Raw genomic sequence first — 13,881 nt, 5'->3', positions numbered from 1 at the left:
GAGAGTAAACCCGGCTTATCCGAGAGTAAGCTCAGCTTATCCGAGAGTAAACCCAGCTATCCGAGAGTAAATCCAGCTATCCGAGAGTTATCCCAGCTTATCCGAGAGTAATCTCAGCTTATCCGAGAGTAATCTCAGCTTATCCGAGAGAAATCTCAGCTTATCCGAGAGTAATCCCAGCTCATACAAGAAATTCCCAACCACATGTATAAAATATATTTCCACGATGGAAATTTTTATCAATAAAATGGTGCAAAATAGTACTAATATAGTGTAAACATAAATTATACTATTATTACGTTGCAATCATACATAGGGGGATACGATGGAATTTTCTTTGTTATTAGAGTATGGATGGGTTTTACTGATTTTGATTTTATTAGAAGGCTTACTGTCTGCAGATAATGCTTTGGTATTAGCGATTATGGCGAAGCACCTGCCAGAAGACCAGCAAAAAAAGGCGATTAATATTGGGTTGTTATTGGCCTTTATCTTTAGGATTGGTGCCATCTTTATTATTTCGTTTTTGTTTCATGTTTGGTGGATTCAAGCGATTGGGGCAGCGTATTTAATTTTTATCGCATTAAAACATTTACTTAAAAAGGATCACGGCGGGAAAGAAAAAACAGGTAAGAGCTATAGAGCAACTGTCGCTCAAATAGCATTAGCTGATATTGCCTTCGCTGTTGATTCCATTTTAGCAGCAGTCGCTCTGGTCATTGCCTTGCCAGGAACACCAATGGGCGAAATCGGGGGAATGGATGGTGCGCAATTTATTGTCATCCTAATCGGTGCGATCGCTGGATTAATCGTGATTCGATTTGCAGCAGGATTCTTTGTTAAAGTCCTGACACAACGCCCCAGCCTTGAAACAGCAGCAATGTTACTTGTTGGCTGGGTCGGAGTTAAGTTATTGATGCATACCCTTGCACATCCTGCTTTGCACATTATTCCACATGACTTTGTAGAAGGACCGATTTGGAATACAATCTTTTGGTCTGTAATGCTTCTTATTGCTTTAGGCGGCTGGTTCCTATCTGGTAAGAAAAACCAACAGTCAACCTAAATACGTACACCACAGAATGGCTTGGAATAACACCAAGCCATTTTCATTTTGAAAAATTAAGGGAGTGGAAAATCAATGAAAGCGGTAATTGTAACTGGTTTTGGTTCAACCGACGTAATGAAGTATACAGAAATGCCCATACCAAATATAAAAAATAATCAGGTTTTAATAAAAGTGGAAAAGTGCAGTGTTAATTATGCGGATGTTAAATCCCGTTATGGTACTAAGGGAAATCAAACTTTTCCATACATTCCTGGTTTGGACTGTGCCGGAGTTATTGTAGAGATCGGTAAAGAGGTATCAGAGTTTAAGGCAGGTGATAGAGTGATCGCTTTTCCCTCTGCGGGATCGTATGCAGAATACGTGGCAGCAGATACTAATTTAACTTATTTACTTCCTGAGACTATCTCATTTGACGTGGCAGCCGCATGCCCGACGGTTTCCTTTCTTTCATATAAACTTCTTGCAGATATTGCTAGATTACAAGCAGGAGAGAATATATTAATTCATTCTGCTGCTGGAGGGGTTGGACAACGGCGATTCAAATGGCCAAAATATTGGGTGCAAAGAATATCATCGGAACCGTTGGACACCGTGACAAAGTCAAAATCGCTCTAAACGCAGGTGCGGATTATGTTATTTGTTATGAGGAAGAAGAGTTTTCTAAAAAAGTAAATGACCTGACAAATGGCAAAGGGGTCGATGTAGTTTTAGATTCGATTGCAGGGAATACCACTGAAAAAAGTTTATTATGTTTAGCACCATATGGACGTTTGCTCCAATTTGGAAACTCCAGCGGCAAAGCTGGGAACATAAAAACAAGTGACTTACATTCGAGTTGTCGGTCTGTCCTTGGATTCAGCTTAGGTACCACAAGAAAAAATAGACCTGAATCCCTGCGAGATACAGCAGCACAAGTGTTGAAGTATATCAGTGATGGGGCCCTACAAATACATATTGGTCATCAATTTCCATTGAGTCAGGCTGCAAAAGCCCATGAATTAATAGAAAGCAGAAATAGTACCGGTAAAATTCTATTAGATTGTAAAAATGCATAGAAAGGAGAAAGATATGGAACTTGCTTTCGACCATTTAGTTTGTTTTCATCAAAAACCAGAAAATGCGATACAGCCCCTTGCAGATAAAGGAATTCATGTTGTGCAGGGCGGACGACATGAAGCATGGGGAACCTATAATACTCTTTGTTATTTCGGTTTAAGCTATATTGAATTTTTGGGCATTGAAGTCCTTTCTATTGCTGAGCAGCATGAAGAGAATCGCTTAATTACCCAAATTGTAGAGCAGCTCGGAAAAGAGAAGAGAGAAGGTCCTGCTAAAATAGCAATTCGAACGAATCAGATTCACGAATTAGCAATCAAGCTGAGACAAGCTGGCCTCACTGTTTATGGTCCACTTCCTGGTCAACGGGTCACTGCGTCTGGTGAAGTGATCAGCTGGAAACTTCTTTTTATCGAGGATATCCCCAATCAGCTTTCTTTTCCATTTTTCATCCAATGGAAAAAAAGTGATACTGAAAGACTAACTTCATTAAAGGAACAAGGAATGTTAGGGCTGCATAGCGGCGGCGAAAATTGCCAATTTCATAGTGTTGGATTTGTCGTAAGGGATTTGGATGAAACGATAAAAGCCTGGGGCAACTTTTTAAATCTTACACCAACAAAAGAATTCAGGGATGAAGTCTTAAATGCACGTTGTCAAACATTAGAATTGTCTGGCACCCACCTATTATTTTGCACACCAAATGGAGAAGGACCAGCAGAAAAGGTTTTGCATGAAAGAGGCGAAACTCCCTTTTTAGTGAACATTAGTCAAGATAATGATGGCAGATTTTTTGAATGGTTAAATGGTTATTGGCGCCTCTAATCGCCAGACTATTCTAAATAAAATGATTGACATGAAATTTCAATTGAATTTATAATAATGATAGTTATTTTAAGGAGGTTATCTGTAGACATGTTGAACTAATCCCATTTATGGCCGTTTTTCATACGAACCATTACGCTCTCTGCTGATGAGTGAACGGGATTACTATGTCATTTTACAGATACCTGAACTAGACTGTCTACATGTATTGGGCTTCTTTCTTTTGCTGCTTTACATCGGTAGTTTTGTTTTGTGCTGTTTAACATGCCATATAAATCTAAATTCACAAGTCGCAGAGAAATCTGCGATTTTTATATTTATTGAAAATAAAACGTAAGGAGACGTTTAGATGATCACCACAAAACTAATACTAGTAGAGGGATTACCTGGTTCAGGAAAATCTACAACCGCATCGCTGACAAATGATATATTAAAAGAATGGAATGTCGATACCAAGTTATTTCTCGAGGGAAATGTCGAACATCCTGCCGATTATGAAGGGTGCTCTTACTTTACAAAAACTGAATTCTCCCAGTTATTACAAAATAATAATGATGCTAGGCTAGTTTTAGTCAAACATGCTCTTGAACGCTGTGATGGATTTGTATTACCGCAATATAAGCTGAAAAATGAGCTTGATGAGTCATTGGTGCCTGATACCTTTTGGAGTGACATTTATGATCATGATATCTATGAATTGCCGTTAGAGAAAAACATCGAATTAATAACTGATAAATGGCAAAGATTCGTTAACCAGGCAAGAACAGAAGAACAAACCTATATCTTTGAATGCTGCTTTATTCAAAATCCTGTAACCATCGGTATGATAAAATATGGTGCCCGAGAAGAGGTTGTTATGAACTATGTAAAACAATTAGCTGCTATTATTGAGCCATTGCATCCCGTGTTATTATATGTAGATCAACAAGATCTTTCGTCCTCCTTTAAAAAAGCTGTTCAAGAACGGCCGAAAGAATGGTCTACTGGTTTTATGGATTATTATAATAATCAAGGCTACGGAAAAATAAATGGCGCAGAAGGAATTGAAGGGACCATTTCAGTTTTGGAAGCTAGAAAACAATTAGAGTCATCCATATTTAATGCCTTAAACATGAAAAAATATAAAATTGATAATACCATGTTTGAGTTCGACCCATATAAAAATGAAATTATCGATATATTCAAGAATACGGTAAAAATCTAAGTCTGAAAGTCAGAGTGCATAACGCCTCTGATTTTTTTACTGCAAAAAAACTATTGAGAGTGATTGGTGATCAAAACGATTACACTCTTATCCAAATCAAAGTCCCAGTCGACAAAGATATCAATGACTCTTGTATTTAAGATCCCTTCAAAATGGTTGTTGTTATGCAGTAATCCCTTTTCTAGTGTGCGCTTTGCTAATTTTAGCTGCTCCCGCATCCCTTGTCTGATTAATTGCTTTTCAATTCTCACCAATATTCCGTTTCGAATCACTACTACCAATCGATTCAATTGACAGGCATAAATTTCTTCCGGCTTTTTTTCCGATTCTGAGCTTAAATTTATTATCTCATCAATAAGCTCTGATTTCCCTGTAAACTCCTCATTAATTGGATAGTCAATACTCGTTGAATCTGTACAGATTCCAGTGAACATTGCAGATTTATTATGCAGACTCCAGTCATAATAGAATTCTCTTATTTCCATGCCGGTAACAATCTTTATATAGGCATTGATTTCAGGAATTAGCGTCTGCATCACTAAATCCCTAGTCTGTTGAACGCTTTCATCTTGTTTTTGATTCATTAGCACCTTTTCTGTTGGAGAGAGGAAATTTCGAATATAGAAAACAATAAAGGTTTTACCTAATGAAACATGCACCATTTCTGGACCCTTACCGAAATTCTCTCGGAGGATTTTACTAATGTAGCTGCTTAATTCCGTTGTTTGTTTATTTATTTCTGTTCCCATCCCCGCGTCTCCTTTAACGACTAAGTTTTTATTACTTAGGTTACCCTATTTATTGGAAATAATTAGCATGGTTTGTTTCTCCAAATAAAAATATAATGTTAGTAGGTGAAGGGATAGAAAGCCATTCGCTTTGAGGAGTAGGTTATGTTTTCAAGCATGAGCAACAAAGTTTTGGTAGAAACATATTTTAATGCAGTAAGGCTAAAGTTAGATGAAGATTTTATTATTTTGCTAGAAGAAGAAATTAATCGGAGAGGAATACAATTAGATCAGGTAGAAAGAATGGTATAACCATAGCTCTTTACTAGATGATTTTTAATCCTCTTTTTTAAGTACTAGGTGTTATGTAATAAGGAACAGCGAATGGCTTTTGCTCTTCATTCTTATAAATGAGGTACCTGTTAAATTTTTTGACTACTTATACTATTTTTAAAGTTAGGATATCCTAACTTTTTTCTTTTTGTCTAACAATCTTTATTTTTCTTACTAAAATACTAAATATTTTTGTATAATTTTATATATTAAGAAGGAATTGAAACTCTAGAAAAAACTATGAAAATATGGAGCGCATGCAATGTTAACTATTCGAAATGTAACGATGAAAGATTTACCTGAGCTTGTCATTATTGAACAAATTTGCTTTCCAATCGAAGAAGCTGCAACAGAAGAGGCGTTTCGGCAGCGGGTTCAAAAAATTCCGGATAGCTTTTTTGTAGCGGAAGAATGTGGGGTAATCATTGGTTTAGTAAATGGCCCTGTGATTGAAACTGAATTCATCACAGATGATTTGTTTGATGAGATTAAGGAAAATCCAGCAATTGGCGGGCACCAAACGGTTTTAGGTGTAGCAGTGACTCCCCATTTCCAAACAAGAGGAGTGGCTACAGCATTATTAACACATCTTGAAAATGAAGCTTTATCGAAAAAGCGTGAAAGTATTACCTTAACCTGTAAAGAAGAATTAATTCCTTTCTATGAAAATTTAGGATATGTCAATAGGGGTGTTTCAAAATCGGAGCACGGCGGGGTAACCTGGTACAACATGATTAAAAAATTACAGTAATGTTATTTAAGAACCTGAGCCCAAAAATCCAGGTTCTTTTTTTATACCTATATCATATCTTTGCTCTTAAAGCACAGATATTATTTTAAAAAAATAGCAAGTAGTCTATAGGGTTATTATCTTCACCAGAGGAGAATTATGTTAGAATGGGCTGTAATAACAACGCTTATGACAAGGGAGCATAATGGATGTACGAATTAAAAACAAAAGAAACAGACAATAGTGTCATTGAGTTTATCGAACAAATAGAAAACCCTAAAAAGCGCGAAGATGCATACAAATTATTGGATATTTTCACAGAGACCACTGGGTTTGAAGCGAAAATGTGGGGCCCGAGTATTATTGGTTTTGGATCGTATCATTACAAATATGCTTCTGGCCATGAAGGGGATGCAGCATTAGTCGGCTTCTCACCTAGGAAGGCCAAAATTAGTTTATATTTTGCACCAGGTGAACCAAAGAGGGAAGAAGTGTTAAAACAATTAGGTAAACACACATCAGGGAAAGCATGTGTATACGTAAATAAGCTTGCAGATATTGATGTTGAAGTTTTAAAAGCATTAATTAATGAATCTGTATCCTTTTTACAAAAAATGTATCCTGCCAAATAACGCTTGTGAGTCCCTTATTTGCAATCTGCTGATTACAAAATAACGGACTCTATTTGATTTTTTTGGTTAGGGAAGTAAGCCGGCTATTCCCAATAGTGACAGGACAATTTCAAAGAGGATCAGAATAACAATAATCCATTCAACGAATAGGCCTCGAATCGAATGGCTGATGGTCGAAAACCCATCCATAATGTTGTAAAGGATTTCCGTTTTGCTTTTTAAGATTTTATAGCGATCATTTAATTCGAAGAACTCGAGCATTCTATCATAAAATTCACCCGCTGTACTGCTTGTCCACGTAATATCAGGTTTATCAAGGATCATGATGTAAGCAAGGGTATTATACTCGTGACGAATTATTTTTGCCGTTGTCCTTGCTAGTTCTTTATTTCCAATCCTCAGCTTGCCTTTCTCCAGGCGGTCTATCATGGTTTCAAGTTTATCATTAATATGCCCCAGCTGTTCTTCTGTTTTTTCTAATGCCACTGACTTCGCCAGAACGGTAGATATCAACTCTGGATAGTAGGTTTCGTACTCAGGAACGACCACATACTCATCTGTTAACTCAATGCTTTCCGTTTCCTTTATGTGCAAGCTGTAATCATCGCTATATCTATTTGCTCTTTTGACATCAATATCTGGCTCAAAGGAGTGAAGGTAATTCAATAGAGCGGTGATCTCAATTGGAGTGGTATAATTAATGAAGACAATACTGCCGAAGGAAAAAACCAGTACCATTTGTGTTTCATCTACATCTTTATGTAGAATCGACTTTAATATTTCACCTCTTAAAATCAATGGTTCCTCCCAGGTGAATTTCTTTGGTATCCCACAATGAATGGCGATTTTGTTTAAATCAATCTCATTTGTAATGGCAAAAGCTTTAAAAGTCAAATCTCTCATTTTTCACCACTCTTTTCTTTTTAAATAGTATATGAAACAACACACTAAGTTAATGAAGGAAAAGCAAAAAAGAATAGAGAATAAATGATGAGGGTATGAATAAAGAAGATTTTAAAGGAGAAATGTATGAATACGAATGAATTTGTTTATGTTACGTACATTGCTGCAACACCCCAAAAAGTCTGGGAAGCTTTGACTAGCAGCGAATACACAGAAAAATATTTCTTTGGAAGCAGCATACAATCACATTGGCAGGAAGGATCAGAAATTACGTATTCTCGAAATGGCAAGGTATCTGATTATGGGCAAATCCTGCGATGTGATCCCTATCGAGAACTTTCTTTCACCTGGACCTATGCGGGGGATGGAGTCCAAACTAAGGAGCCTTCTAAAGTTACCTTTCGTTTAATTTCTTTAAATGAAACCGTAAAATTAGTGTTACATCATGAAAATCTTCAGCCTGGTGATTTAGTGGATAAAGAAGATACTTTTGAGGGTTTAAATAATGGCTGGCCAGCGATTTTAAGTAATTTAAAAAGCCTTCTAGAAACCGGAAGAGCTTTGCCTGCTATAACCATTTAATTTCAAAGGATATTATTATGAATTTAATGTAATACTTTCTCCTTAAAGTATAATAATAAAAAGTAAAGGAGAGATGATGATGGATGAATTAAAGGATTATGTTGCGGCAGATTTGACAACAAACTTAGTAAGTGAGATTAAATCTCTTGAAGAAAAATTAAGTGAACAAGCGAATAAAGAGGTTGTAGTGATAGCGTACGAAAAAGAAAAATAAAATACAAAAAAGAGCCGTACTTTACTGACGGCTCTTTCAACTATTTTGCGAATACATGATTTCCAATTGTCTTTACAACTTCGCGAGTTGTAATCCAAGTATCTGTTGCAATTTCTGGATTATAAAAATAAATGCAATCATTTAAATTATCTTGTCGCGTTAGTGCTTCTTCAACAGCACGAATAGATTCATCTGATGCTGAATCATTAATTTCACCATTTTGAACAGGTGAAAAGGCATACGCGTCGCCGACTACTTCATTTATAACTCCTGATACTGTGTCTGGAAATTCGGGTGATTCCACTCTGTTTAACACAACTGTCGCAACAGCTACTTTTCCTTCATACGATTCACCTTTTGCTTCAGCCTCTACTAGTCTCGCAAAAAGGTCTTTTTCTTCATTTGAAATAGAAACCGCTGGTGTTTCTGGTTCCGGCTGTTTTACCTCTTCAAGTTCTTTGGATTCTGGTTCTGCATTAGCTGTTTCTTCCGCTTTTGCTTCTTCTTCTTGAAGTTGCTTTTTATAAAGGTCTGGTTTATATGGAATGAATTCTTTTTCGTCATTGAATTCAATATATTCTTCATTAGTTTCTTTTTTGATTTCATACATGAATGGACCATAAGCATAAGCTTGTCCAATTTCGGCCAGGCTGTCTACATTTACAACTTCATATTCCGTTATCGCTTCAACAGTAGAATTGTGTATACCGATAAATGCAAATGTAGCTACACAAGCTACCGCAACTTTTTTAAAATAAGTGTTTTTCATGTGTGCTACCTCCTGATGTCTGTTTTGTATGATATAACACTAACATGGCCAAGCACTTGGTATACAGAACGATAAGGTTACATTTCTTTATAGTTTGATGAACAACATTACACTAGGGGCAACAATATGACAATATGCCTATAATCCTGTCATAATACAGCCATTTTTACGGTATAGAGGAAAATTTTGCATGAAATATATAGTGAGAAGGGGGATATTACAAAATATTTCTATTATCTAATATTTCGGAAATGAAAATAAATAGGCATTATGATAAGATATACCATATTAGATGAAATATAATGGAGATGGATTTGCATGCTAATATGGAAGCGTAATTTGTGGGTGCTATGGATCGGAGTCTTTTTCACTTCAGCCAGTTTTTCTATGGTTATCCCGTTTTTGCCTATTTTCCTGCTTCAAATTGGTGTGCATGAACACACAGAAGTATGGTCTGGTCTGTTATTTAGTGCTGCATTTTTTGCTGGTGCGATTGCTTCCCCGTTTTGGGGGAGAGTGGCTGATAAATATGGAAGAAAGCCGTTGTTAATTCGGGCAGGATTAGCACTTTTTGTTGTTTATACGTTAACCGCTTTTGTTACAAATCCATATCAATTGCTAGGATTACGCATAATGCAAGGATTACTAAGCGGTTTCATTCCTGGAGCGATTGCTCTAGTAGGAACCAATACTCCAAGCAACAAAGTCGGATATGCACTATCTATGATTTCCTCTGCTTCGGCATCTGGGGGAATTGTTGGTCCATTACTCGGCGGAGGGATCGCTTCATTAGTGGGGAATCGTGTGGCATTTGGCAGTGCAGGGATTTTTGCGCTCATCTCCACGCTGCTAGTCATCTTTTGGGTTACGGAGGAAAACTTCACACCTAGTAAAGACAAAGGCTCAATCATGAATGATTTTAAAATGGCAGCTTCTAATCGTTCGTTGATGCTGGTCCTCGCTTTAACTGCGATCACATCTGGTTCGATTATGACGATTGAACCGGTTCTGCCGTTATATATTGTAGATTTAGGAAGTTCTCATGAACATGCTTCGTTACTGGCAGGAATTGTGTTCTCACTGCCGGGGATTGCTAGTGTCATTTTTGCTCCAATGTGGGGCAGGTGGGCTGACAAGGTCGGCTTCCAGAAAGTCTTATTTATCGGATTAATGGGCGGGGGTATTGGAACCATTGCGCAAATTGTCTTCAGTAATATCTGGGGATTCTCTCTGACCCGGTTCATCTTTGGAATCTTTTTCTGTGCCGTATTTCCAGCACTAAACGGTCTGGTTGTAAGGTCAACTCCAAAAGATTTCCGAGGGCGTGCTTTTGGTTTGCATCAAACTTCCAATCAAATTGGAGGGATGATTGGTCCAATTATCGGAGGGATCCTTGGCGGTATATTCCCTGTCCAAACGGTGTTTGTTGTCACTGGTATTTTACTGTTATCCGCAACAGGTATGGCTTATTGGCATGCAAACGACTTACATCGCGACAGTAAATCTAAAGTTGTTACGGAGAAGTCGCTTTAGGCAGGGTAAAATGTGAGTGTATTTATTCTTTTGGGTGGGGGTTCAAAGCAATGTATGCCATTAGGCAAGAAGTGCCATCGGATTATAGAAATACAGAAGAAGTTATTAAAAGTGCATTTGCAAATGTAGAAATTAGTGATAAAAAAGAACATGAACTAGTGTCTCGTTTGCGGAATTCAAAAGCATTTATTCCGGAATTATCATTAATTGCAGTTCATCAAGAAACACATGAAATACTTGGTCATATACTCCTGTCTAGAATAGAAATTAAAAATGGGCATAGTTCTGTGGGATCTTTGGCTTTGGCTCCTGTTTCCGTTCTGCCTGAATATCAGAATCAAGGAATCGGAAAACTATTAATTGAAAGATCTTTGACAATAGCGAAAAACATCGGCTTCCATTCTGTTGTAGTTCTAGGGCATCCTACGTATTATCCAAAACTCGGTTTTAAACCTTCATCACAATGGGGAATCACACCACCTTTTGACGTAGCAAAAGAATACTTCATGGCGTTAGAGCTTGAAGAAGGTGCTCTTGAGAATGTATATGGTACAGTAGAATACTCCCGTGCTTTTTTTGAGTAACGAAAAAGTGACCAAGGGGACGGTTCTCCTGGTCTTTTGCGACCAGGAGAACCGCCCCCTTGGTATGTTTTTATATTTATATCCCCAGAATTTCACTTAGTCTCTCTTGGTCAAAGCCCAAAACAACCTGTGAACCTTTTTCATCTTCAATAACGGTTGCGGGGGTAGCAGAAGCCCCTAGTTCAACGATTTCATTTAAGTATTGCGGGTTTGCCCTGATGTCTTTTTCTTCAAACTCAACCCCATTATCTTTCAACCATAACTTTTCGGCTGTACATGGACCACAGCTCTCTTGAGTATAGATAACCACTTTTCGCACATTCATTCCTCCTAATTCATTATAGCTTCATATTAAACCATTCATTAGAAAATGTCTCATTTCTAGGATTAATCTCTAGCTTGGTTCATATAATCCGGGACCTGACATACACATACAATAAGGAAGACAAGCAGATCGTTAGAAAAAAACAATGAAAAGGAGATTGGATCAAGGGGATGGAGTTCTTACAAGAAATCATAGCGAATTATGGTTCATTTTTATCATTAGACGCCTTGGGAGATGTATTAACGGATCCTGCGAGCTGGGGAATCATTGGTACCTTAATCATCCTAGAAGGGTTATTATCTGCTGATAATGCTCTAGTCCTGGCTGTTTTGGTTAAGCATTTGCCAGAAGAACAACGAAAGAAAGCACTTTTCTACGGAATCATTGGTGCTTATCTATTTCGCGTTATTGCCATTGGAATAGGGGTTACATTGATTAATATAGGCTGGGTCAAAATCGTTGGAGGTCATTATCTCCTTTGGCTTGTCCTTCAAAACTTCATAAATAAAAAAGATGGGGAAGAAGAGATTCAAACAAAAAAAGTTGGTTTCTGGAGCACTGTCTTAACCGTTGAACTAATGGATATTGCGTTTAGTATTGATAGTGTTATTGCAGCATTTGGTGTTTCCAATCAAGTTTGGGTATTATTTTTAGGAGGTATCTTAGGGATTTTAATGATGCGCGGTGTAGCGCAATTATTCTTAGCTTTAATAGAAAGAATACCTGAGTTTGAAACCACAGCCTTTGTTTTAATCGGAATTATTGGATTGAGAATGATTGCATCAGCCTTTGGGTACCAAATGCAAGAAGTTATTTTCTTTAGTATATTAATTGGAATCTTTATGGGGACATTCCTTGTACATTTCTTAAAAGGCAAGCTTACAACAAAATAATATAGGATTTTTGATGTAAAAAATGACTATCACTATTATTTGATAGTCGTTTTTATTTACCCATCATTAACAAATGTTTTCAAAATTTTTATAATATAGGGTATTATTAAAAAGTCGTTAGATATATATTTCTTGTCTTTTTAGGGGGAAGGTTTATGCGTGAAGAGGGATACATAGAGGTAACAGGCGGCAGAGTTTGGTATCAAAAGTTTAATGGAAATTCAGAAGGGACTCCTGTCATCATTTTACACGGAGGTCCTGGATCATCAAGCTATTCTTTAGAGGGTTTACAGGATCTAAAAGAAGACAGGCCCGTTATTTTATATGATCAATTAGGCTGTGGAAGGTCGGATCGTCCAACTGACACTTCTCTATGGCAGCTTGATCGCTTTGTAGAAGAATTAGCTCAGGTTAGAGAAGCATTACATTTAGATGAAGTACATATTTTAGGGCATTCATGGGGAACAACGCTTGCAGCACAATACTGTTTAACAAAACCTAGCGGGGTTAAAAGTGTTATTTTTTCAAGTCCTTGTTTAAGTGCTCCGCGTTGGGAACAGGACCAGATTGAAAATCTTAAAAAGCTCCCTATAAATGTACAAAATACAATTACAGAATGTGAAGAGAATGGTAATACAGATTCAGAGGAATATAAAGCTTCCATTAAGGAATTTGCCAAGGAATTTGTTTGTCGAGTACAGGAAGAACCAGATCCTGAGTGGGTTAAAAAGGGAGCAGAGTATCGGAATCCACAAATCTATAATATCATGTGGGGTCCATCTGAGTTTAGTGTAAAAGGAAATTTAAAGTTCTTTGATTGTACATCCAGATTGAATGAAATCAGTTGTCCGACACTCTTTACCTGCGGCCGTTATGATGAGGCTACACCGGAATCAACCGAATACTTTAGCAGTCTGGTGCCAAATGGGAAATTACATGTTTATGAGAAAAGTGCCCATATGGCCTACTTTGAAGAAAAAGAAGAGTATTTAAGGGTAGTAGGAGACTTTTTAAAGACGGTTGATTCTAACTGATATAAAAAATAATTCTATCCGCCTTATATTTAAGGCGGTCCTTTTATGGGTACACAAGGCCAACTCTAGTAATAAGGTGTTATTCCAGAAGCCGTACAAGTTGTTCTTATTGGAAAAAATTGTTTATTGCGGAGATAAGAAATTCTTGTTATTATATTTCTTGTCGCTTCTGATTGCGGCAACTACTTCTATTAATTGGTTCCAATAAATTTTGGAAGAAATTAGTATTTGATAAAATAATAGAATCATGTTATTCTATTAATCCAGTCGCTGAACAAGCGATATTGCTCTTTGAAAACTAAACAAACAAGAACGTCAACAAACAATTTTTTAGCTTTTTATAAAAGCTAAGCCAACGTAACAAATGAGCTATATCAACTTTCTTGGAGAGTTTGATCCTGGCTCAGGACGAACGCTGGCGGCGTGCCTAATACATGCAAGTCGAGCGAATCAAGAGGTGCTTGCAT

16 protein-coding genes, 1 rRNA gene and 1 pseudogene are annotated in these 13,881 nt (G+C 37.2%); 14 read left to right on the top strand and 4 right to left on the bottom strand.

Annotation, left to right across the window (positions count from 1 at the left end):
• Positions 1-325 precede the first annotated feature (325 nt).
• The 4 genes and pseudogenes from SFC47_RS23490 (at position 326) to SFC47_RS23475 (ending at position 4,154) form a co-directional block, all read left to right on the top strand.
• Complete coding sequence (locus tag SFC47_RS23490) at positions 326-1,066, top strand: TerC family protein (RefSeq protein ID WP_411256975.1); 741 nt, start codon at positions 326-328, stop codon at positions 1,064-1,066.
• A gap of 75 nt (positions 1,067-1,141) precedes the next feature.
• Positions 1,142-2,124: pseudogene (locus tag SFC47_RS23485) on the top strand (quinone oxidoreductase family protein).
• A gap of 13 nt (positions 2,125-2,137) precedes the next feature.
• Positions 2,138-2,950: a VOC family protein gene (locus SFC47_RS23480; protein WP_411256974.1), complete on the top strand. Its 813-nt coding sequence runs from the start codon at positions 2,138-2,140 to the stop codon at positions 2,948-2,950.
• Between the two features lie 352 nt (positions 2,951-3,302).
• Positions 3,303-4,154 (top strand): P-loop NTPase family protein, encoded by an 852-nt coding sequence (locus tag SFC47_RS23475; protein WP_411257020.1) that lies wholly within the window; start codon positions 3,303-3,305, stop codon positions 4,152-4,154.
• 50 nt (positions 4,155-4,204) lie between these two features.
• Here the strand turns inward: SFC47_RS23475 and SFC47_RS23470 are convergent, their stop codons facing one another.
• Positions 4,205-4,903 carry a Na-translocating system protein MpsC family protein gene (locus SFC47_RS23470; protein ID WP_411256973.1) on the bottom strand — a complete coding sequence of 233 codons (699 nt, stop codon included), beginning with the start codon at positions 4,901-4,903 and terminating at the stop codon, positions 4,205-4,207.
• 156 nt (positions 4,904-5,059) lie between these two features.
• Here SFC47_RS23470 and sda point away from each other — a divergent pair, with 156 nt between their 5' ends.
• The 3 genes from sda (at position 5,060) to SFC47_RS23455 (ending at position 6,577) form a co-directional block, all read left to right on the top strand.
• The gene (gene sda, locus SFC47_RS23465) at positions 5,060-5,194 is read left to right on the top strand and encodes a sporulation histidine kinase inhibitor Sda (RefSeq protein ID WP_411256972.1); all 135 of its coding nucleotides are present in this window, start codon (positions 5,060-5,062) and stop codon (positions 5,192-5,194) included.
• 283 nt (positions 5,195-5,477) lie between these two features.
• Positions 5,478-5,966, top strand: coding sequence for a GNAT family N-acetyltransferase (locus tag SFC47_RS23460; RefSeq protein WP_411256971.1), 489 nt, complete (start codon positions 5,478-5,480; stop codon positions 5,964-5,966).
• Positions 5,967-6,154: 188 nt separating this feature from the next.
• A complete protein-coding gene (locus SFC47_RS23455) occupies positions 6,155-6,577 on the top strand; it encodes a DUF1801 domain-containing protein (RefSeq protein ID WP_411256970.1) in 423 nt (140 codons plus the stop codon).
• A gap of 66 nt (positions 6,578-6,643) precedes the next feature.
• Here the strand turns inward: SFC47_RS23455 and SFC47_RS23450 are convergent, their stop codons facing one another.
• Positions 6,644-7,480: an RMD1 family protein gene (locus SFC47_RS23450; protein WP_411256969.1), complete on the bottom strand. Its 837-nt coding sequence runs from the start codon at positions 7,478-7,480 to the stop codon at positions 6,644-6,646.
• Positions 7,481-7,606: 126 nt separating this feature from the next.
• Between SFC47_RS23450 and SFC47_RS23445 the strand changes: the two genes are divergently transcribed.
• Together SFC47_RS23445 and SFC47_RS23440 are read left to right on the top strand one after the other, a co-directional pair.
• Positions 7,607-8,062, top strand: a complete 456-nt coding sequence (locus SFC47_RS23445) for an SRPBCC family protein (protein ID WP_411256968.1) — start codon at positions 7,607-7,609, stop codon at positions 8,060-8,062.
• Positions 8,063-8,135: 73 nt separating this feature from the next.
• Positions 8,136-8,276: a hypothetical protein gene (locus SFC47_RS23440; protein ID WP_411256967.1), complete on the top strand. Its 141-nt coding sequence runs from the start codon at positions 8,136-8,138 to the stop codon at positions 8,274-8,276.
• A 40-nt stretch (positions 8,277-8,316) separates the two neighbouring features.
• Here SFC47_RS23440 and SFC47_RS23435 read toward each other — a convergent pair whose 3' ends face one another.
• Positions 8,317-9,045 carry a cell wall hydrolase gene (locus SFC47_RS23435; RefSeq protein ID WP_411256966.1) on the bottom strand — a complete coding sequence of 243 codons (729 nt, stop codon included), beginning with the start codon at positions 9,043-9,045 and terminating at the stop codon, positions 8,317-8,319.
• Positions 9,046-9,363: 318 nt separating this feature from the next.
• Between SFC47_RS23435 and SFC47_RS23430 the strand changes: the two genes are divergently transcribed.
• Together SFC47_RS23430 and SFC47_RS23425 are read left to right on the top strand one after the other, a co-directional pair.
• Positions 9,364-10,578, top strand: coding sequence for an MFS transporter (locus SFC47_RS23430; protein ID WP_411256965.1), 1,215 nt, complete (start codon positions 9,364-9,366; stop codon positions 10,576-10,578).
• 50 nt (positions 10,579-10,628) lie between these two features.
• A complete protein-coding gene (locus tag SFC47_RS23425) occupies positions 10,629-11,162 on the top strand; it encodes a GNAT family N-acetyltransferase (RefSeq protein ID WP_411256964.1) in 534 nt (177 codons plus the stop codon).
• Between the two features lie 76 nt (positions 11,163-11,238).
• Here SFC47_RS23425 and SFC47_RS23420 read toward each other — a convergent pair whose 3' ends face one another.
• Positions 11,239-11,487, bottom strand: coding sequence for a glutaredoxin family protein (locus SFC47_RS23420; protein WP_411256963.1), 249 nt, complete (start codon positions 11,485-11,487; stop codon positions 11,239-11,241).
• A gap of 170 nt (positions 11,488-11,657) precedes the next feature.
• Between SFC47_RS23420 and SFC47_RS23415 the strand changes: the two genes are divergently transcribed.
• The 3 genes from SFC47_RS23415 to SFC47_RS23405 form a co-directional block, all read left to right on the top strand.
• Positions 11,658-12,380 (top strand): TerC family protein, encoded by a 723-nt coding sequence (locus tag SFC47_RS23415; RefSeq protein WP_411256962.1) that lies wholly within the window; start codon positions 11,658-11,660, stop codon positions 12,378-12,380.
• A 155-nt stretch (positions 12,381-12,535) separates the two neighbouring features.
• A complete protein-coding gene (locus tag SFC47_RS23410) occupies positions 12,536-13,414 on the top strand; it encodes a proline iminopeptidase-family hydrolase (RefSeq protein WP_411256961.1) in 879 nt (292 codons plus the stop codon).
• A 380-nt stretch (positions 13,415-13,794) separates the two neighbouring features.
• A 16S ribosomal RNA gene (locus SFC47_RS23405) occupies positions 13,795-13,881 on the top strand; the annotation flags it as partial.

This window comes from Neobacillus niacini (assembly GCF_046591715.1).
In the GTDB taxonomy this organism is placed as follows: domain Bacteria; phylum Bacillota; class Bacilli; order Bacillales; family Cytobacillaceae; genus Neobacillus; species Neobacillus niacini_L.
Note: the sequence above shows the minus strand (reverse complement) of the source record. Positions and strands in the feature narration are given on the sequence as shown.